Source organism: Microbacterium sp. B35-04 (assembly GCF_010634885.1).
Classification (GTDB): Bacteria; Actinomycetota; Actinomycetes; order Actinomycetales; family Microbacteriaceae; genus Microbacterium.
On sequence record NZ_MWLP01000074.1, the window covers coordinates 1 to 20,252 of the forward strand.

Genomic DNA, 20,252 nt, shown 5'->3' on the forward strand with positions numbered 1-20,252 from the left:
CATCGGTGGCGCGCGCGCCGTTGATCCACGCGTCGACGAGGCCGAGAGCGCTGAGGCGCAGGCGCGCCGACGCGGGCACGCCATCGAGGGGGAACTCGGTGCGCAGCAGTGGGACGGGTCCGTCGGCGGGCGTGTCGTTGCCGATGACGGCCGCCTCGAGGTCGGCGCCCTCGACGCCGGCCTCGACCACGATCGGCTCGCTCCACGCGGTCCAGCCGGTCGTCGTCGCGACCCGCACCGCGAAGGCGCGGCGCTCGCGGGGCGCGAGCGCTCCGGGGATCGCGACGCCCGCAGTGCGGGTGGATGCGACGGGCTCCGACGCGACGAGCTCGGCACCCTCGGGACCCTCTGCGAGCTGGTAGCCCTCGATCCGGGCACCGGCGTCGTCGGTCTCGGCGCGCCAGCTCAGACGCAGGCCTGCGCGGGGCACACCGAGGAGGCCGGTCCCGTGCTGCGTGCGGAGTGCGACGACGCGCGTCGCGGCATCCACTGCCGAGGGAGAGGGAAGAGCCGTCATGGCTGTGTCCTTTCGTCGGTCGGCCGCATCGCCGACCCGCTCCACCATCGTGAAACGATTCATGGTTCTTGTCAATCGAAGTGTAGACCGTTACACGATCGTGACGGATAAGTTCCCGATCGCCTGTTGACCCGGCCCTCGAACGGACGTACCTTACGAGGGTTGAATGGTTTCAATGCCCTGAGGGCATCGACTCCGCTCGGCAGAAGCACCAGGGAATCCGGCAGCGTGGGCGGACCATCCGCTCAGCTTTACAAGGAGGTAAAGATGAAGAGCTCCCCGACCAGGAGATTGCTCCTCGCGGGTGCGGGCATCGTGGCACTGGCTGTGCCGCTGGCCGCATGCAGTGGTGGTGGCAGTGACGACGGCACTGTCGAGATCTCGTTCCTGACGCAGAACACGGGCACGAACGTCGAGGTCGCTGAGGCGCTGATCGAGGCGTTCGAGGCCGAGCACGACGACATCACGGTGCGACTGGAGACCCAGCCCGCAGGCACCGAGGGCGACAACCTCATCAAGACCAAGCTCGCCACCGGCGAGATGGAGGACGTCTTCTACTACAACTCGGGATCGCTGTTCCAGGCGATGAACCCCGACCAGAACCTGGTGCCCCTCGACGACGAGCCCTGGGTGGACGACCTCCTCGACACCATGACTCCCGTCGTGTCGACGGAGAACGGCATCTACGGGGCGCCGTTCGGCGCGACGCAGGCCGGCGCCGTCGTCTACAACAAGCAGGTCTACGCCGACCTCGGGCTCGAGGTGCCCACATCGTGGGACGAGTTCGCCGCCAACAACGAGGCGATCAAGGCCGCCGGCATCACGCCGGTCATCCAGACCTACGGCGACACCTGGACGAGCCAGCTGTTCATCCTGGGCGACTTCGGCAACGTGCTCGCGCAGGACCCGGACTGGGCCGAGGAGTACACCGCGGGCGAGCGCAAGTACGTCGACGAGCCCGCGCTGGCGGGGTTCGCCAACCAGCAGGCGGGGTTCGAAGCAGGGTGGTGGAATGAGGACTTCGCGTCCGCGCTGTACGACGACGGCGCTCGCATGGTCGCCACGGGCGAGGGTGCGCACTACCCGATCCTGACCGGCATCGTCTCGACCTTCCAGCAGAACTACCCCGACGAGCTCGAGAACATCGGCGTGTTCCCCCTGCCCGCGCAGAACGCCGAGGACACCAAGCTCACGGTGTGGCTGCCCAACGCGGTCTACATCCCGAAGACCACCGAGGGTGACCAACTGGAGGCCGCGAAGACGTTCGTCGAGTTCCTCAATTCGCCCGGCGGCTGCGAGGTCCAGACCACGGTGATGGTGCCGAGCGGGCCGTTCGCGACCAGCGCCTGCACGCTCCCCGACGACGTGCCCGGGCTCCTGAAGGACATGCAGCCGTACTTCGACGAGGGCAACACCAACCCCGCGCTCGAGTTCCTCTCCCCGATCAAGGGACCGAACCTCGAGAACATCACCGTCGAGGTGGGCTCCGGCATCCGTTCAGCGGAGGACGGCGCGGCCCTGTACGACGAGGATGTCGTCAAGCAGGCTCAGCAGCTCGGCCTCGAGGGCTGGTGACCCACCGGGCCTGATATCGCAGTAAACCTGTGGGGGTCGCGTCGTCCGCGGCGCGACCCCCGACGACATCAACGGAGATGACAATGACGAGCATCGCGGAACGCCCGCGCGAGAAGACCGCCCCACCGCCACGCGCCAAGCGCAAGTCCATGAAGAGCATGTACCCGACGTGGTTCTACATCCCGTCCGCGGTGCTCTACATCGTCCTCTTCGCTGTCCCGACGTTCGCGTCGTTCTACTTCGCACTGACGAGATGGACGCTGTTCGACTCCACCTTCATCGGGCTCGACAACTTCGTGACGTTCTTCACCGAGCCGATGATGTTCCAGAGCCTCATCAACACCTTCATCTACGCGTTCCTGACGTCGGGAGCGAAGGTCGTGCTGGGACTCGCCCTGGGGGTGCTGCTGACCGGAGCCATCCTCGGCCGCGGCTACCTGCGCTCGACGATCTTCTTCCCGGTGCTCGTCTCGACCATCGGCGTCGGGGTCACCTTCAAGGTGCTGATGGACCCGTTCGACGGTCTCATCAACAAGTCGCTCGCCGCCTTCGGCATCGACGGCCCGGACTGGCTGACCGATCCCGCTCTTGCGATCTACTCGATCGCGCTCGTCGACATCTGGAAGGGCGTCGGCATCGCGACGCTGATCTACATCGCGGGCATCGTGGCGATCCCGCAGGAGTACTACGAGGCGGCGAAGGTCGACGGCGCCGGGGCGTGGAAGAACTTCTGGCACATCACGCTGCCGCTGGTGCGCCCCGCGACGGCGACTGTGGTGCTCCTGTCGCTCATCGGCGGGCTGCGATCGTTCGAGCTCATCTGGGCAATGACCCGCGGTGGTCCCGGGTTCTCCAGCGACGTCATCGCGTCGGTGGTCTACAAGCAATACCAGGCCGGTTTCTACGGCCTGTCGACCGCGGGCAACGTCGTCCTCTTCCTCGTCGTCGCGGCGATCATCATCCCCATTCAGTACCTCCTCACTCGCCGGCAGGTGGAATCATGACCCTCACCCGCGCCATCACCACCGCTGACACCAAGGGGCGGATCCCGCGTGCCGACCGCCGCCCCATGACCGTCCGGCGCTTCCTGCGCAAGTACCTGCTCGGCATCATCGCGATCCTGCTGTCGATCGTCGTCTTCATCGTGCCGTTCGTCTTCATCTTCCTCACGGCCGCGAAGAACTCGCAGGAGTCATCGCTTCTCGAGTTCTCTTTGCCTCAGCAGGGCTGGTACCTGTGGGAGAACTTCCTCACGGTGCTGCAGACGCGGGACTTCATCCTCGTCCGCGCGTTCGTGAACAGCACGATCCTGACCGTGGCGAGCGTCGCGATCATGGTCGTGCTCGCCGCCATGGTCGGCTACGTGCTGCAGCGTCGCAAGTCCCGCTGGAACCACCTCATCAACTTCTTCGTGCTCGCCGGACTCATCGTGCCGCCCGCCGTCGTGCCGACCATCTGGGTGATGCAGGGACTCGGACTGTTCAAGACGATGCCCGGCATGATCCTCATCGAGGTCACCTTCGGACTCTCGTTCTGCATACTGCTGTTCCGCGCCTTCGTCGCGACCATCCCGCGTGAGCTCGACGAGGCGGCTACCATCGACGGCGCCGGGCCGATCCGGCTGTTCTTCCAGGTCGTGCTGCCGCTGCTGAAGCCGGTCGTGATCACGGTCATCGTGGTGCAGGCCGTCAATGTGTTCAACGACTTCACCAACCCGCTGTACTTCCTGCCCGGCGAGGCGAACGCGACGGTCCAGGTGACCCTCTACAGCTTCTCCAGCCAGAACCTCACGGAGTGGAACCTGCTGTTCATGGACATCCTGCTCATCACCATCCCGCCGCTGATCATGTACATCTTCTTCAACCGCCAGATCGTCGCGGGTATGACCAGCGGAGCGGTCAAGGGGTGATGCGCCGTGCGTTCACCAGAACTCCGCGGGGACGGTCCCGCGGAGCCAGGCGAGCTCGTTGTCGCGGATGAAGATCGACAGCGTCTCCTCCTGAGTGAGCCCACCGCCGAGCCATTCGAACAGGATGCCGAGCAGCGCTTCTCCGGATTGCGCATCGGGATCGGCGACGGCCCGTTCCCACGCCTCGACGAAACCGTCCGGGGTGGGAACGGACCGCACCAGCTTCGAGATGTACTTCGGGCCCGGCATCATGACGTGCGCCGCGGCGAGGGCCGCACGTGCGGCCGCGAGCGTCAGGTGCAGCCCGGCGTGGCGGCGCAGGAACTCGTCGTCGCGCTCGACCGCCTGACGCAGGAAGTACCCGCCGTACAACCGCGCCTGCGAAAGGTGGGAGCGGACACGTTCGTCCCACACGTCGTCGGGCAGGGTGACGATCCGCTCGAGCGTGGGCTCGATCTCTGGGAGCACGCTCCAGGCGACGCGAGCGCCGCGGAACGAGGCACGCGTCGGGTCGTCGGCCCGCTGAGCCGCCGTCTCGAGGTACGAGGGGCTCGCGAGCTTGATGTCGATGTACGAGCCGGGATAATCCACCCCGTACCGCTCGATCCAGGCGAATCGTCCCGCCGCGGTCTCGGCGGCGAAGCGCTCGTCGTCGACGACGAAGTACACATCGACGTCGGAGTCCGCACGCTCCCTGCCCTGCGCCACCGATCCGATCGCGACGACCGCCAGCGCGCCGGGCTGCTCGCGCACCGAATCGACATAGGCGGCCAGCGCCCGTTCGTGCTGCTCCACGTGTGCTCCTTCGCATCGGGTCGGGCACCACGCTATCGACACCACGACGCCCGACCGCGTACGATTCGACGGGAAGCGCTTTCCGGTTGCGGGGGTCGAAAAGATGTCGTATCGTTGAAACGATTCAGCGCCCCGATGGCCTGTCACCGCCGACACCACGGCCACACACGAAGGAACACCACGCCATGACGAGCGAGACCACGCCAGCCGGACACGGGCGTCCTGAGGCTCTGCGCAGCGCGTCGGCGCACCAGGGCGCGGGCGTGCGGCGGGTCTGCTTCCAGCTCCTGGTACGCCCCGAGCTGCTCGACGAGTACGTCGCCCGCCACACCCCGGTCTGGCCCGAGATGCTCGCCGAGATCGAGGCCTCCGGCCGCCGCAACTACTCGCTCTTCCTGGGCGAGGGCGGGCGCCTCATCGGGTACTACGAGACCGACGACGACGAGGCGGCCCAGGCATATCTCGCGAACTCCGAGGTCGCCGGCCGCTGGGAGGCCGAGATGGGGCGTTTCTTCGTCGGCCTCGATGGCCGGCCCGATCAGGCGGCCACCCCCCTCACCGAGATCTTCCACCTGCACGACCAACTCGCCGCAGCTTCGGCCGCGGCATCCGACAACGAAAGCAACGCATCATGACGACGCTGTCACCCGACATCCTGTCCGCCCTCGAAGGCCAGGGCATCGAACTGCCGAGCTGGGCGTTCGGCAACTCCGGCACACGCTTCCGCGTCTTCACGACCGCCGGCACGCCGCGCGACCCGTACGAGAAGATCGCGGACGCCGCGCAGGTCAACGCCTACACGAAGCTCGCGCCCAGCGTGGCCCTGCACATCCCGTGGGACAAGGTCGACGACTACGCCGACCTGCGCCGCCACGCCGAAGACCTCGGCGTGAGCCTCGGCACCATCAACTCGAACACGTTCCAGGACGAGGACTACAAGTTCGGGGCGCTCACGCACCACGACGACCGCATCCGCAACAAGGCGATCGACCACCACCTCGAGTGCATCGACATCATGGACGCCACCGGCTCGCGCGACCTGAAGATCTGGCTCGCCGAGGGATCCAACTACCCGGGGCAGGCCGACATCCGCGCGCGTCAGGACCGCCTGCAGGACTCGCTGCAGAAGATCTACGACCGCCTGTCGGACGAGCAGCGGCTGGTGCTGGAGTACAAGTTCTTCGAGCCGGCGTTCTACCACACCGACGTTCCGGACTGGGGCACGTCCTACGCGCAGGTCGCCTCCCTCGGCGACAAGGCGATGGTCTGCCTCGACACCGGCCACCACGCGCCCGGCACCAACATCGAGTTCATCGTCATGCAGCTGCTGCGCCTCGGAAAGCTCGGCTCGTTCGACTTCAACTCGCGCTTCTACGCCGACGACGACCTCATCGTGGGCGCGGCCGACCCGTTCCAGCTGTTCCGCATCATCTTCGAAGTGGTGCGCGGCGGCGGGCTCAACAACCCCGACGTGGCGTTCATGCTCGACCAGTGCCACAACGTCGAGGACAAGATCCCCGGCCAGATCCGCTCGGTGCTGAACGTGCAGGAGATGACCGCGCGGGCCCTCCTCGTCGACCGCGACGCCCTCGCCGCGGCGCAGCAGGCGAACGACGTGCTCGGCGCCAACGCCGTCTTCATGGACGCGTTCTACACGGACGTCCGCCCCGCTCTGGCCGAGTGGCGCGAGTCCCGCGGACTCGCCGCCGACCCGATGGCCGCGTACGCGGCGTCCGGCTACCAGCAGCAGATCGCCGCGGACCGCGTCGGCGGCACGCAGGCCGGCTGGGGCGCCTGACCTCGTACAGCACCCAACGGGGCTACGCCCCAAACCCCCCGGCCGCTGACGCGGACCAAGACCCACCGGGGGTGTGGGATGCCGATCCCCACACCCCCGGTGCACCACCTCGATCCCGGCACTGCTGCCGGGTCCGGACCCGAAGGATCCAGATGAGCGAGCCCTACTCCGCCGCCGACGGCCTCGTGCGCGTCTACCCCGCCCGTGAGCCCCACGGCACCGGACTCGTGTGGGCGCACGGCGGCGCGTTCGCGTTCGGCGACCTCGACATGCCCGAGTCCGACTGGGTCGCCGAGCAGCTCGCCGCCCGCGGCACGACGGTCGTCTCGGTCGACTACCGCCTCGCCCCCGTTCCCGAAGGATGGGATGCGGCCGGCCGGACGAGCGGCGGCGACCACTACCCCGCGGCATCCGATGACATGCTCGCCGCATGGTCGTGGACCGTCGACAACGCGGGCCGCCTGCGGATCGATCCCGAACGGCTCGCGATCGGCGGCACCAGCGCCGGCGGCAACCTCGCCGCCGGGGCGACCCTGCGACTCATCGAACGACGGGCGGTGAACCTTCCGGCCCTCGTGCTGCTCGCCTACCCCACGCTGCTCGCGGTGCAGCCGGCGCCGGATGCCGCGCTCCGTGCCGCGCTCGACGCGCAGCCCGCGGCCGACCGGTTCCGGCCGGAGATGGTCCGCGCCATGTACGAGAACTATCTGGGCGGCCCGATCGACGACGCGCCGCTCGCGGCGATTCCCGGGAACGCGCGCCCTGACGACCTCACGGAGTTCCCGCCCACGCTCATGGTCAACGGCGATGTCGACGAGCTCCGCGTCTCGGGTGAGGCGTTCGCCGCGTCCCTGCGGGCTGCCGGGCGTCCGATCGAGGTCGTCACCGAGCCGGGCACCGATCACGGTCATCTGAACCGCCCGCAGGAGCCCGCGGCATCCGTCACCCTCGCTCGCTTCGCGACCCGCCTCGCCTCCCTGTCCCTCGCCGGTGCTCGCCTCGCAGCACCCGCCTCCGCTCCCGCCTCATTCGCCTGAGCGACATCAGCCACCTCAGAAGGAATCCAGCCATGACCAACCCGGCCGTCTCCGACCTCATCACCCGGTCCAACCGCCTCGGCGCCGATCCGAAGAACACCAACTACGCCGGCGGCAACACGTCGGCGAAGGGCACGGAGACCGACCCGGTCACCGGAGAGCCCGTCGAGCTGCTGTGGGTCAAGGGCTCGGGCGGCGACCTCGGCACGCTGAAGGAGTCCGGCCTCGCGGTGCTGCGCCTGGACCGCATGCGCGCCCTTGTGAACGTCTACCCCGGCGTCGAGCGCGAAGACGAGATGGTGGCCGCGTTCGACTACTGCCTGCACGGCAAGGGCGGGGCCGCGCCGTCGATCGACACCGCCATGCACGGTCTCGTCGACGCGGCGCACGTCGACCATCTGCACCCCGACTCGGGCATCGCGATCGCGACCGCCGCCGCCGGCGAGGAGCTCACCGCGAAGGCCTTCGGTGAGAAGGTCGTGTGGGTGCCGTGGCGGCGCCCCGGCTTCCAGCTGGGCCTCGACATCGCCGACATCAAGTCGAAGAACCCGCAGGCGATCGGCTGCATCCTCGGCGGCCACGGCATCACGGCGTGGGGCGACACCTCCGAAGAGGCCGAGCAGAACTCGCTCTGGATCATCGAGACCGCCGCCGCGTACATCGCTGCGAACGGCAAGGCCGACCCCTTCGGCGGCGTCCGCGCCGGCTTCGAGGCGCTCCCCAACGCCGAGCGCCGCGCCAAGGCCGCCGCGCTCGCACCGACGGTCCGCGGACTCGCGTCGACCGACAAGCCGATGGTCGGCCACTTCACCGACGCCGACGTCGTGCTCGACTTCCTCGCGTCGGAGAAGGCTCCGGCCCTCGCCGAGCTCGGCACCAGCTGCCCCGACCACTTCCTGCGCACCAAGGTCAAGCCGCTCATCCTCGACCTGCCCGCCTCGGCCTCCGTCGAGGACTCGATCGCGCGACTGCAGGAACTGCACGAGGCGTACCGCGCCGACTACCAGGCCTACTACGACGCCCACGCGACCGCCGACAGCCCGGCGATCCGCGGCGCCGACCCGCTCATCGTGCTGATCCCCGGCGTGGGCATGTTCTCGTACGGCGCGAACAAGCAGACCGCCCGCGTCGCCGGCGAGTTCTACGTCAACGCGATCAACGTGATGCGCGGCGCCGAGGCGCTGTCGACGTACTCCCCCATCTCGGACGCCGAGAAGTTCCGCATCGAGTACTGGGCGCTCGAAGAGGCGAAGCTGCAGCGCATGCCGAAGCCCAAGACCCACCAGGGACGTATCGCCCTGGTCACGGGCGCGGCATCCGGCATCGGCAAGGCGATCGCCGTCCGCCTCGCCGCCGAGGGCGCGTGCGTCGTCATCGCCGACCTCGACCTCGAGAAGGCGCAGGCCGCTGCCGCCGAGCTCGGCAACACGGATGTCGCCATCGGCGTCGCCGCGAACGTCGCCGACGCCGACGCGATCCAGGCCGCCTTCGACGCTGCGGTGCTCGCGTTCGGCGGTGTCGACCTGGTCGTCAACAACGCCGGCCTGTCGCTGTCGAAGCCGTTGCTGGAGACCACCGAGAAGGACTGGGATCTGCAGCACGACGTGATGGCGAAGGGCTCGTTCCTCGTCTCGAAGGCCGCCGCGAAGATCCTCATCGAGCAGAAGCTCGGTGGTGACGTGATCTACATCTCGTCGAAGAACTCCGTCTTCGCCGGTCCGAACAACATCGCGTACTCGGCGACCAAGGCCGACCAGGCGCATCAGGTGCGCCTGCTCGCGGTCGAGCTCGGCGAGCACGGTGTGCGCGTCAACGGCATCAACCCCGACGGCGTCGTGCGCGGCTCGGGCATCTTCGCCTCCGGGTGGGGCGCCAACCGCGCCGCGACGTACGGCGTCAAGGAAGAGGACCTCGGCCAGTTCTACGCGAACCGCACCATCCTCAAGCGCGAGGTCGTGCCCGAGAACGTCGCCGACGCCGTGTACGTGCTGACCGGCCCGGAGCTCACGCGCACCACGGGCCTGCACATCCCGGTCGACTCCGGCGTCGCCGCCGCGTTCCTTCGATGACCCCGCGTTCTGGGCGTTTCGTCTCGCTCGTTCCTCGCTCGCTCAACGACCGCCACCAGATCCCGGTCGTTGAGCGAGCGAAGCGCGTCGAAACGCCAGGAGACCCATCATGAGCGGCGGAGTCGTCGCGGCGGTCGACCTCGGCGCGACCAGCGGGCGCGTCATGCTCGGCTACGTGGACGACGGGATGCTGCGCCTCGAGCAGGTCGCACGATTCCCGAACGGTCCCGTGCCGGGGCCGGACGGGCTCCACTGGGACTTCTCCGCGCTGTACCGCCACATCGTGGAGGGGCTCACCGAGGCGTTCCGACGCGAGCCGGGCATCGCGAGCATCGGCATCGACTCGTGGGCGGTGGACTACGGCCTCGTGCACGGCGGCGAGCTGCTCGGCGAGCCGTTCCACTACCGCGACGAGCGCACCGCCCGCGGGGTCGCGGCGGTGCACGCCGAGGCCCCCTTCGAGGAGCTGTACCGCCGCAACGGACTGCAGTTCCTCCCCTTCAACACGCTGTACCAGTACGCCGTCGAGGCGCGCCTCGCCGACGCCGACGTGTCGCTCCTCATCCCCGATCTCGTCGCGTTCCTCCTCACCGGGGTGCGCGTGGCGGAGCGCACGAACGCCTCCACAACGGGTCTGGTCGACGTCCGCACCGGACAGTGGGACCTCGAGCTCGCTACGCGAGTCGGGATCCCGGCATCCGTGCTCCCCCCGCTGGTGGATCCGGGCGAGCGTCTCGGCACGCTGCACGGTGAGGCGCGCGAGCGCATCGGCGCCCCGCTCGAGGTGATCGCGGTCGGCTCGCACGACACGGCCTCCGCCGTCGTCGCCGTGCCGCTGAGCACCCCGGACGCGGCGTACATCTCGTGCGGCACCTGGGGCCTCGTGGGCGTCGAGCTCGACGAGCCCGTCGTCAGCGACGCGGCGCGCGAAGCGAACTTCACGAACGAGGGCGGCGTCGACGGACGTGTGCGCTTCCTCCACAACGTGACCGGCCTGTGGCTGCTCAGCGAGGCGGTGCGCACCTGGGAGGCCGAGGACGGCGCGGCGATCGATCTTCCGCGATTGCTGGATGCCGCAGCCGCCGTCACCGGCGACATCCCGCTGTTCGACGCCAACGACTCGCGTCTGTCGGCCCCCGGCGACATGCCCGCGCGCATCGCGGCTGTGCTCGCCGAAGGCGGCAGCCCCGTGCCGGCGACCCGCGAGGCGTTCGCGCGCACGATCGTCGAGAGCATCGCCCAGGCGTTCGCCGACGCCGTGGCGACCGCGGGCCGGCTCACCGGCCGCGACATCGACGTGATCCACATCGTCGGCGGCGGGGCCCTCAACCGGCTGCTGTGCCAGGCGACGGCGGACCGCTCCGGGCTTCCTGTGCTCGCGGGGCCGGTCGAGGCGACCGCGCTCGGCAATGTGCTCGTGCAGGCGCGCGCGCACGGCTGGTTCGGACCCGACGCGACCCTCGAGGACCTGCGCCGCGCGGTCGCGGCCGGCGCGGCTCCCGTACGATACGAGCCGCGCGCGTAGTCCAACGCACGGCCGGCGCGGGCGCGGGTGCCGCGGCCGGGCGCACCGCGCAGCAGCTGAAGGAGTGAGCACGTGACCGCATACGCAGCGGCGTTCGATTGGGCGCGACGGCAGGTCGACGAGGAGCGCCTGCCCACGGCGGTCCTGGGCGTCGCCACCGCCGACGGCGTGGCCGCCCTCGACGCGTTCGGCGCGACGAACGGCCGCCGTGCCGCCGTCGACGACCCATACTGGCTGTTCTCCATCACCAAGGTGCTGACGGGCCTGACCGCGGCGCGCGCGATCGAACGCGGGCAGCTCACCACCGAGACGCCGCTGTCGTCGGCGATCCCCGAGTTCGGTGCCGGCCGCGACGACGTGGTGCGCCTGGGTCACCTCGCAAGCCACACCTCCGGCATCCGTGAGCCGTCTCTCGACCCCGCCGAGGGGCTGCGCACGGCCCTGCTGGCACCGGGTCGCGACTTCGCCGCCGGCACCGCCTCGCGCTACTCGACGGTGGCGTTCGACGGCATCGCCGAGCTGGTGCGGCACCGCACCGGACGGACATGGGATGCCGACATCGCGGGGTGGGCGCCCGCGCTCGGCGCGAGCGGGCTCACGCTCGACCCCGCCGCCGACCCGCACACCGTGGTCGATGCGGAGCGTCTCGGTCTCGACATGCGGGGGTTCGCGAGCCACCGCAGCCCCGGCGCAGGCATGATCGGCACCGCCGGCGACCTCCTCGCGCTCGGGGCAGCACTGCTGCGGATCGGGCAGGGCGAGCCCGGCGGCGTGGTGCAGCCGGCGACGCTGCGAATGATGCTGCGGCCGCTCACCGGCGACATCCCCCGCCTCGAGCCCTACCCGGCCCAGCGCGGCCAGGACTGGGGCTTCACCTTCAACCTCCGCACGCGAGCGCCCGGTCTCATCGACCGCGACGTCTTCGGCCACGGCGGCTGGGCGGGCACCGAGTTCTGGGTGCACCCGACCGCCGGCGTCGCCTATGTGCTGCTCACGAACCAGGCGGAGCGGCCCGGCGTCGACGCCGACGAGCTCGACAACGCGGTGGTGTCGGGCGTCTAGCGGCCTCCGGCCGGCGGGCGTCCGGTCGACGTGCGCACCTTCAGCTCGATCTCGAAGCCCTCGTGCACGGGCTCCGTGCGCCCGGCGAAGCGCTCGAGGAGCATCTCGACCGCTCGAGCGCCCATCGCCTCGCCCGGCTGGTGCACGGTCGTGAGGCCGAGAGCGGGGTGCGACGCCATCGGCACGTCGTCGTAGCCGACGACGGAGAGGTGCCGCCCGAGCTCGGCGGCGGCGCGCATCGCCCCGAAGGCGAGCTCGTCGTGAGCCGCGAACACGGCCGTGACCGGCGTGCCGGCCTCGAGCGTGCGGCGTACGACCTGGTAGGAGTTCCCCTCCCCCTCGTCGGTGCGCCAGACGACGGCCCGGTCGCGGTGGCCGGCGGCCGCCATGGCCGCGGCATACTCGCGCAGGCGCACGCCGTGCGGGAAGGGCTCGGCGTGGTCGGACTCGGGCAGCGTCAGGTGGGCGATGTGCGTGTGCCCGAGGGCCAGCAGATGCTGCATCGCCGCCTGCGCCCCGGCCGCGTCGTCGCCGGCGACCACGTCGTAGCGGTCGGAGGTGTCGTGTCGCCCGAACATCACGACCGGCACCGATGCCGAGATCCGCTCCAGCCCCGCCTCGTCGACGCGGGGGGAGACGGCTATGAGGCCGTCGACCTGGCGGTCCACCAGAGCCTCGAGCGCCCGCAGCCCTTCGCGCGACCCTGCCTCGGCGGGGGCGATGATGAGTTGGTACGGCGTCCCCTCGAGCGCGCCCGTCGCTCCCCGCACGATCCGCGCGAAGAAGTGGTTCGCGAGGTCGGGGAGTTCGATGCCGAGCGTGTATGTGCGCCCGCGCATCGCGCGTGCGGCGATCCGCGGGCGGTAGTTCAGCTCGGTCATCGCCGCCGTCACACGCGCGCGCATCGCATCGCTGACGCCGTAGGCGTCACGCAGCACCTTCGACACGGCCGCACGCGACACGCCTGCCGCCAGCGCGACGTCTTCGATGGTCGCCGCACGCGGCCGATGGACACTCATGAGACGAGGGTAGTGGCGGGCGGCGCAGCGACGCCGGAGGGGACCGCGCGCGCTGTCACCGCCCCCTCCGGCGTCATGGGCTACCTGACCGAGAAGGACGCCTCGGCGTCGGCGTCGACCGAGCCGCCCACCGACACCGTGTAGGTGCCGGGCGCGGTCACCCATGCCGACGCACCAGCGTCCCAGTACTCGAGCAGGTGCATGTCGGCGAGGTCCTCTGCCGACAGCGTCACCTGCACGTTGCGGTGCTCGCCGGGCTCGAGCGTCACGCGCTCCCAGCCGATCAGGCGCTTCGAGGGCTCACCCGAGGCGTCCGGCAGCTCGAGGTAGACCTGGGCCACCTCGGTGCCGGCGACGTCGCCGGTATTGGTGAGCTTGAACCGCACACGGATCTCCTTGTCTCCCGTGGTCGACTGCGGCGTCACCGTGACCTTGTCGTACGAGAACTCGGTGTAGCTCAGACCGTGACCGAACTCGAACAGGGGCTCGATGCCTTGCGCCTCATACCAGCGGTAGCCGACCTGCAGGCCCTCGCTGTAGTCGACCTGCCGGATGCCGGACGCGTCCAGCACGCCGGGGTACTGCGCCTCCGAACCGGCGGTCGGCGTGTCGGCGAGCGAGACGGGGAACGTCATCGGGAGCTTTCCCGACGGGTTCGCATCGCCGTACACGAGTGCCGCGAGCGCCGGGCCGAACTGCTCCCCCGAGTGCCACGCGTGGAAGACCGCGTCGACGTCGTCGATCCACGGCATCTCGACGGCGGACCCCGCGTTGAGCACCGCCACCGTGGAGGGAGCGGATGCCGCGACCGCCGCGATCAGCTGATCGCCGTTGCCGTCCAGCCGGAGGTCGGGCAGGTCCTGACTCTCACCCATCGTGTAATGGCCGAACACGAGCGCGACATCGGCAGCGGATGCCACCGCCGCGGCCTGCGCCACGTCGGCACCACTGTCGTACACGACTTCTCCGCCGGCCTGCGTCACGCGCTCGGTGAGAGCGGTGAGCGGGTCGACGAGCGCGGTGCAGTTCAGCACCGGCCCTCCGGGTCCGAACGGGAAGTCCCAGCCGCAGCCGGTCTGCGCGCTGACGCCCCCGGTGGGGACGCTCGACGCCGTCTGCCCGATGACGGCGACGGTGAGATCCCCCGACGCCAGGGGCAGCACGCCGTCGTTCTTGAGCAGCACCGTGCTCTGCTCGGCGATCTCGCGGGCGAGCGCCTTGTGCTCGGGCGTGGAGACGTTCGCGACGGGCGTCGCGGGCACCGGGTGGTCGAACAGGCCTCCCGCGATGTAGGAGCGCACCACGCGGAACGCGGCTTCGTCGATCCGCTCCTGCGTGATCTCACCGGCGGCGAGTGCGGCATCCAGACGTGCGGGCGTGAACCAGCGCGGGCGGTTCAGCTCCTGATCGAGACCGGCGTTCAGCGAAGGAGCGGTCGAGTGCACCGATCCGAAGTCGCTCATCACATAGCCCTCGAAGGGGTAGTCCTGTCGCAGGCTCGTGGTGAGGATCTCGTTCTCGCACGCCCAGGCGCCGTTGACCTGGTTGTACGAGCACATGAGGCTGCCGGGATCGCTCTTGCGCACCGCGATCTCGAACGGCAGGTCGTAGATCTGCTTGAACGTGCGCTCGTCCATGTTGGATGAACTGGACTGCCGCGCGATCTCCTGCTCGTTCGCCACGTAGTGCTTGAGGTTCGCGATCACCGGCTTGTCCGGGTTCCCGTCCTCGAGACCGCGCACGTTCGCCGCGGCCATGAGGCCAGAGAGCACGGGGTCTTCGCCGAAGTACTCCGAGCCCCGGCCCGACAGCGGTGTGCGGCCCGAGGCGATGCCGGGTCCGAGGACGACCGCACTGCGCTTGTCGAAGGACTCGCTGCCGTGGGCGACGGCCTTCTGCTCGCCGAGCTCGAGGTTCCACGTCGCGGCCACGGCGATGGGCCCGGGCCACGCCGTGGTCCCCGCCGATTGGTAGACGCCGTCCGGTCCGTTGGCGTAGATGACGACCGGCGTACAGGCCACCTGCGCGGGGTACACGACCGGCGCTTCGCCGGTGAATCCGGGGTTCCACGTCGTGCGAGCGGGGTCGTTCGCCGGCTGCTCGACCAGCCAGCGGTACTTCTGGTGCTGCGAGCTGGCGTCGAGCAGCGCCTGGGCCCGTTCGTCGGCGGACTTCGACGAATCCATCCACGGCACCGTCGCGCAGTCCACCGCGGCGGCCGGCGCGGCGACCGCGACCACCGCCCCGGTGCTCACCAGCGTGGCGCCCAGCAGCACCGCGATCACACGTCGACGCCTGCGCGTTCGGCGCGGCTGTCGCTCGTTCTCGGACAACGTCATCGTCGTTCCTCTCCGTCGAGGAGCGATCCGTAGACCGCTCTACATATGTAGACCGCTCTACGGTGACACGCGGCATCCATGAACGTCAAGGTTCTTCTCCCACCGTGATCCACACGCGGAAAGGTGGATGCCGCGCCTCAAGCGGCGCGCACACGTGTCGGGCCCACGCTCATCCGGGGCGCAGCCGGCGATGTCAAGACCCCGGCTCCCGGCATCCTTCCGGGGTTAGCGTGTCTCCATGGACGAACCGCGAACCGAAGACCAGACGCCCGGCGAAGCCACCCCGGGCGACGAGAGGCCCAGCAGCGGCGACGAGAACCCGGTCGGCGGGGACGAGACCACCGAAGAGCAGCTGGAGGCCGACAACCCCGTCGAAGCCGACACTCTCGAGACCCTGGACCCCGACAACCCCCCGGCCTGACCGAAGCGGGTCGCTGACGAAGGGTCCGAGCCCTACGCCTCGCGGGTGATGGTCACCTTGACGTGCAGGTTGCTCTTGAACGGTCCGGCGTAGACGCCGCGCAGCGGCGGGACGTCGCCGTAGTCGCGTCCGCGACCGACCAGCACGTGCCGGTCGCCGATCTCGATGTTGTTGGTGGGGTCGAAGCCCTGCCACTCCCCCGCGAACCACTCGACCCACGCGTGAGACTCGCCGGTCACGGCGACACCCACCTCGGCCGACGGCCGCGGGTGCAGGTAGCCCGAAACGTAGCGCGCCGGGATGCCGACCTCGCGCAGGGCGCCCAGGGTGACGTGCGCGATGTCCTGGCAGACGCCCTTGCGCGCCTCCCACGCCTCGCTCGCGGTCGAGTGCACGCCGGTGATGCCGTGCATGTACTCCACGGCGTCACCCACCGCGACCGAGATCGCGTGCGCCGCACGGCCGGGGTGGTCGTGCTCTGCGGCGATGCTGCGCGCGAGCTCCGCAACCTCGGCGTGGGGGCGCGTGCGCCCGGTCTGCGACAGCTGCTCGACCGTCTCGATCGAGCGGGCCGACTCGCGGGCGAGCTCGTCCCACGTGAGGTCGATGTGCTCGAGCGGGCGCGGACGCACCTCGACCAGCGAGCGGGCGGTGATCGTGAGCGACGAGTGCGGCGACAGCACGTCGAACGCCGCGACCCGCGTGCCGAAGTAGTCGACGTACTGGTTGACGGATGTCGACGGCTCGATGTCGAGCGACGAGTTGAGCACGAACTGGCTGTCGGTGGAGCCCGGGAGCATGCGGGCCTCGTTGTACGAGGCCGTCACGTCGCCGAGATAACCGAAGCCGGTCTGGTGCTCGATGCGGAGTCTCTTCATGATCGCCGCCCTGGTTGCTGTGGTTCGACAGGCTCACCAACCGGTCGAAGGGTCATGAGATCTCTCCGATCCAGCTGGGCTCGGCCTGGGTCGGGAAGAATCGGCCGCGGATCGCCTCGGATGCCTCGCGCGTGACCGTCTGCACACGGTCCATGTGCGTCGGCAGCTCGCCGAGGATCTCGGAGATGGGCCGGTACTCGAGATCGTTGCGGATCTGCCCGAGCGCCCGCAGCACCGTGTTCGAGTGGCCGACCCGGTCGGCCCGCGGGTCGATCGCGCTCATGCACTCCTCGGCGCGCTGGATCGAGTAGATGATCGAGCGGGGGAAGAGCCGGTCGAGGAGGAGGAACTCGGCCGCGTTGCGGGCGCTCGGCATGCCGCGATACGTCCGGAGATACGCCTCGTAGGCGCCGCACGAGCGGAGGATCGTGGTCCACGACGGACCAGATGCCTCGGTCAGCGACCGCGTCGCCAGCAGGCGCGCCGTCATGTCGGTGCGCTCGATGCTGCGTCCGAGCGTGAAGAACTGCCAGGCTTCGTCCCGGCTGGTGGACGAGTCCACGATGCCCACGGCGAGCGCCGCGCGCTCGCGCACCCACTGGAAGAACTCGTGCACCCGGTCGTTCTGCAGGCGCCGCGGCATCCGTGCATTCGTGGTGTTGAGGGTCTCCCACAGCTCCGACGAGACGATCTCCCGTGCCCTCCGGGCGTTCTCGCGCGCCGCGGTGAGGGCGTAGGCGATGCTCGACGGGTTCATGCGGTCGACGGCGAGACGTGCCAGCACGTCTTCGCGGCGGACGTGCTCGACGCCCGGCGGCGGGGCGGAGCCCATGACGCTGAGGAGCGACCGGCACGCGGTGTCCTCGTCGATCCACGGGTCTTCGAGCAGAAGCTGCAGATGCACGTCGAGGATGCGCGCCGTGCCGTCGCTGCGCTCGATGTACCGCCCGATCCAGAACAGGCTCTCCGCGATGCGACTCAGCATCCCCGCTCACCACCTGACATGTCCCGATTTCGGTCGTTCCTGGGCATTCTTGCGGGGGATTCTGGGACATGCTTCGCCGACATCGGGACACGGCGGGGGGAGGAGACGGATGCCTCGACCGCGGCCTGCTGCTGCTGCTGCTGCTCCTGCTGCTCGACCCGCGAACGCGGGCGGTCGTGCGGCGAGTGCGTCGGCTCGGTCTGGGCGTCGTAGATGATCGGGACGGCGGCGGTCACCGTGGACGCCTGGTCGGCGACGAGCTCGGGCACGCCGCGGCCGTGGCCGTACTCGACCTGCCCGGGCGCCGAGCCGCCGACGATCCACGTGTCCTTCGAGCCGCCGCCCTGGCTGGAGTTGACGACGAGCTGGCCCTCCGGCAGCGCGACGCGGGTGAGGCCTCCGGGGAGCACCCACACGTCTTCGCCGTCGTTGACAGCGAAGGGCCGCAGGTCGGCGTGGCGCGGGCGCATGCCGTCCTCCACGAGGGTGGGGATCGTCGACAGCATGACCACGGGCTGCGCGATCCAGCCGCGCGGGTCGGCGCGCAGGCGCTGCCGGAGCCTCTCGAGCTCGGCGGGCGAGGCATCCGGTCCGACGACCAGTCCCTTGCCGCCCGAGCCGTCGACCGGCTTCACCACGAGCTCGTCCAGCCGGTCGAGCACCTCTTCGAGGGCGCCCGGGTCTTCGAGCCGCCAGGTGTCGACGTTCTTGAGGATGGGCTCCTCGGCCAGGTAGTAGCGGATGAGCTCGGGCACGTAGGTGTAGAGCAGCTTGTCGTCGGCGACGCCGTTGCCCACCGCGTTGGCGATCGTGACGTTGCCCAGGCGCGCGGCGAGCATGAGCCCGGGCGCACCGAGCATCGAGTCGGCGCGGAACTGCAGCGGGTCGAGGAACTCGTCGTCGACCCGGCGGTAGATCACGTCGACGCGCTTGGGCCCGCGGGTGGTGCGCATGAACACCTTGCCGCCGATGCACAGCAGGTCGCGGCCCTCGACGAGCTCGACGCCCATGAGCCGCGCGAGCAGCGTGTGCTCGAAGTAGGCGGAGTTGTAGACGCCCGGGGTGAGGACGACGACGTTCGGGTCCTCGATGCCGGCCGGCGCCGAGGCGCGCAGCGCCGCGAGCAGCTTGTTGGGGTAGTCCCCGACCGGACGCACCCGCATCGAGACGAAGAGCTCGGGCAGGGTCTGCGCCATGACCCGGCGGTTCGAGATGACGTAGCTGACGCCCGACGGCACGCGCACGTTGTCTTCGAGCACGCGCATCTCGCCGTGCTCGTCGCGGATCAGGTCGATGCCCGACACCTGGATGCGCACGCCGTTGGCGGAGTGGATGCCGGCGGCCTGGCGATAGAAGTACTGCGAGCTCGCGATCAGCCCGGCGGGCAGCACCTCGTCGCGCACGCAGAACTGGTGCCCGTACGCGTCGTCGAGGAACGCCTCGAGCGCCCGCACCCGCTGCTTCACACCGGCCTCGATGCGCGACCACTCGTCGTACGTGATCACGCGGGGCACGGCATCCAGTGGGAAGGGTCGCTCCTCGCCCGCGAAGTCGAACGTGACGCCCTGGGCGAGGTACGAGCTGGCGAGCGAATCGGTGCGACCGCGCAGTTCGTCCTGGGTCATCTGGGCGAGCGCCTGGTACAGCTCCCGGTAGGCCTCGCGGGACTCGGCCGGCGCACCCGGGTGGGCCGGGTTCCCGAACATCTCGTCGAACGCGGGAACCCCCGAGGGCGTCTTGCGCGGCGCCAGCGTGGAGCCGTAGCCGTCGAACAGATCACCCATCCGCACAGCCTAACCGGGACCGTGTTGCCGCGGTGTTTCGACGGATGCCGCGGCCCGGGCGACCGCGCCGGCCACGAGCGGCAGCGCCGCCGCGCTGTCTCCGCGATGAGCGCCCCGACGCGTCGCACGCATCGCGTGCTGCCGAACGGCCCCGGCCGCGGCACGCGAAGCCTACGCTGGCAGCATGGCAGCGGCCCCAGGTGCGGCACGCGCCCCGGCCCCACTGACGTGGATCGCGGGCGTGGCCGCCGTGCTGTTGGCGGCGGGCCTCGGTGAGTTCGTCGCCATGATCGTCAGCCCCTCGGCGAGTCCGGTGGCAGCGATCGGCTCTGCCCTCATCGATGTCGCGCCCTCCTGGGCGAAAGACACCGCCATCGCCCTGTTCGGCACCGCGGACAAGATCGCGCTCGTCGTCGGTATCGCCCTCGCGATGCTCGTGCTGGCCGCCCTGGCGGGCTGGCTTCAGGCGCGCAGGCCGCCGTGGGGCGTCGTCCTGGTCGCGGTCTTCGGAGTCACCGGTGCCGTCGTCGCGGCGACCC

The 20,252-nt window shown here is 69.9% G+C and carries 16 protein-coding genes and 2 pseudogenes; 11 read left to right on the forward strand and 7 right to left on the reverse strand.

Annotated features, from left to right (window positions below; translation table 11 throughout):
- Positions 1–517 (reverse strand): annotated as a pseudogene (locus B1729_RS15695) (hypothetical protein); the annotation flags it as partial.
- Positions 518–784: 267 nt separating this feature from the next.
- Here B1729_RS15695 and B1729_RS15700 point away from each other — a divergent pair.
- The 3 genes from B1729_RS15700 (at position 785) to B1729_RS15710 (ending at position 4,001) form a co-directional block, all read left to right on the forward strand.
- Positions 785–2,092 carry an ABC transporter substrate-binding protein gene (locus tag B1729_RS15700; RefSeq protein WP_163633712.1) on the forward strand — a complete coding sequence of 436 codons (1,308 nt, stop codon included), beginning with the start codon at positions 785–787 and terminating at the stop codon, positions 2,090–2,092.
- Between the two features lie 83 nt (positions 2,093–2,175).
- Positions 2,176–3,096 (forward strand): sugar ABC transporter permease, encoded by a 921-nt coding sequence (locus B1729_RS15705; RefSeq protein WP_163617803.1) that lies wholly within the window; start codon positions 2,176–2,178, stop codon positions 3,094–3,096.
- Positions 3,093–4,001 (forward strand): carbohydrate ABC transporter permease, encoded by a 909-nt coding sequence (locus B1729_RS15710; RefSeq protein ID WP_239525863.1) that lies wholly within the window; start codon positions 3,093–3,095, stop codon positions 3,999–4,001. The genes B1729_RS15705 and B1729_RS15710 overlap by 4 nt, the downstream gene beginning before the upstream one ends.
- Positions 4,002–4,013: 12 nt before the next feature.
- Here B1729_RS15710 and B1729_RS15715 read toward each other — a convergent pair whose 3' ends face one another.
- Positions 4,014–4,796 carry a hypothetical protein gene (locus B1729_RS15715; protein ID WP_163617804.1) on the reverse strand — a complete coding sequence of 261 codons (783 nt, stop codon included), beginning with the start codon at positions 4,794–4,796 and terminating at the stop codon, positions 4,014–4,016.
- A gap of 263 nt (positions 4,797–5,059) precedes the next feature.
- Between B1729_RS15715 and B1729_RS15720 the strand changes: the two genes are divergently transcribed.
- The 6 genes from B1729_RS15720 to B1729_RS15745 all read left to right on the forward strand — a co-directional run bounded on the left by B1729_RS15720 (position 5,060) and on the right by B1729_RS15745 (position 12,287).
- A complete protein-coding gene (locus B1729_RS15720; RefSeq protein WP_204318945.1) occupies positions 5,060–5,431 on the forward strand; it encodes an L-rhamnose mutarotase in 372 nt (123 codons plus the stop codon).
- Positions 5,428–6,594: an L-rhamnose isomerase gene (gene rhaI, locus B1729_RS15725; protein WP_163617806.1), complete on the forward strand. Its 1,167-nt coding sequence runs from the start codon at positions 5,428–5,430 to the stop codon at positions 6,592–6,594. The genes B1729_RS15720 and rhaI overlap by 4 nt, the downstream gene beginning before the upstream one ends.
- A 152-nt stretch (positions 6,595–6,746) precedes the next feature.
- Complete coding sequence (locus tag B1729_RS15730) at positions 6,747–7,631, forward strand: alpha/beta hydrolase fold domain-containing protein (RefSeq protein WP_163633716.1); 885 nt, start codon at positions 6,747–6,749, stop codon at positions 7,629–7,631.
- 32 nt (positions 7,632–7,663) lie between these two features.
- Positions 7,664–9,700: a bifunctional aldolase/short-chain dehydrogenase gene (locus tag B1729_RS15735; RefSeq protein WP_163633718.1), complete on the forward strand. Its 2,037-nt coding sequence runs from the start codon at positions 7,664–7,666 to the stop codon at positions 9,698–9,700.
- Positions 9,701–9,809: 109 nt separating this feature from the next.
- Complete coding sequence (locus tag B1729_RS15740) at positions 9,810–11,225, forward strand: rhamnulokinase family protein (RefSeq protein ID WP_163633720.1); 1,416 nt, start codon at positions 9,810–9,812, stop codon at positions 11,223–11,225.
- A gap of 72 nt (positions 11,226–11,297) precedes the next feature.
- The gene (locus tag B1729_RS15745) at positions 11,298–12,287 is read left to right on the forward strand and encodes a serine hydrolase domain-containing protein (RefSeq protein ID WP_163633722.1); all 990 of its coding nucleotides are present in this window, start codon (positions 11,298–11,300) and stop codon (positions 12,285–12,287) included.
- On the opposite strand, the gene B1729_RS15750 is transcribed toward B1729_RS15745, so the two are convergent.
- Positions 12,284–13,306 carry a LacI family DNA-binding transcriptional regulator gene (locus tag B1729_RS15750; RefSeq protein WP_163617811.1) on the reverse strand — a complete coding sequence of 341 codons (1,023 nt, stop codon included), beginning with the start codon at positions 13,304–13,306 and terminating at the stop codon, positions 12,284–12,286. The genes B1729_RS15745 and B1729_RS15750 overlap by 4 nt on opposite strands.
- Before the next feature lie 80 nt (positions 13,307–13,386).
- Positions 13,387–15,645 (reverse strand): glycoside hydrolase family 3 C-terminal domain-containing protein, encoded by a 2,259-nt coding sequence (locus B1729_RS15755; protein WP_163633724.1) that lies wholly within the window; start codon positions 15,643–15,645, stop codon positions 13,387–13,389.
- A 238-nt stretch (positions 15,646–15,883) separates the two neighbouring features.
- Here B1729_RS15755 and B1729_RS15760 point away from each other — a divergent pair, with 238 nt between their 5' ends.
- The gene (locus tag B1729_RS15760) at positions 15,884–16,066 is read left to right on the forward strand and encodes a hypothetical protein (protein ID WP_163617813.1); all 183 of its coding nucleotides are present in this window, start codon (positions 15,884–15,886) and stop codon (positions 16,064–16,066) included.
- 32 nt (positions 16,067–16,098) lie between these two features.
- On the opposite strand, the gene B1729_RS15765 is transcribed toward B1729_RS15760, so the two are convergent.
- From B1729_RS15765 to B1729_RS15775, 3 genes are read right to left on the reverse strand one after another with little or no spacing between them, the layout of a single operon-like run.
- A complete protein-coding gene (locus B1729_RS15765) occupies positions 16,099–16,944 on the reverse strand; it encodes a transglutaminase family protein (RefSeq protein ID WP_163617814.1) in 846 nt (281 codons plus the stop codon).
- 52 nt (positions 16,945–16,996) lie between these two features.
- Entirely contained in the window at positions 16,997–17,929 is a 933-nt protein-coding gene (locus B1729_RS15770) for an alpha-E domain-containing protein (RefSeq protein WP_163617815.1), read from the reverse strand.
- Positions 17,923–19,713 (reverse strand): circularly permuted type 2 ATP-grasp protein, encoded by a 1,791-nt coding sequence (locus B1729_RS15775; RefSeq protein ID WP_239539673.1) that lies wholly within the window; start codon positions 19,711–19,713, stop codon positions 17,923–17,925. Before B1729_RS15775 ends, B1729_RS15770 begins: the two co-directional genes overlap by 7 nt.
- 184 nt (positions 19,714–19,897) lie before the next feature.
- Here B1729_RS15775 and B1729_RS15780 point away from each other — a divergent pair.
- Positions 19,898–20,252 (forward strand): annotated as a pseudogene (locus tag B1729_RS15780) (oxidoreductase); the annotation flags it as partial.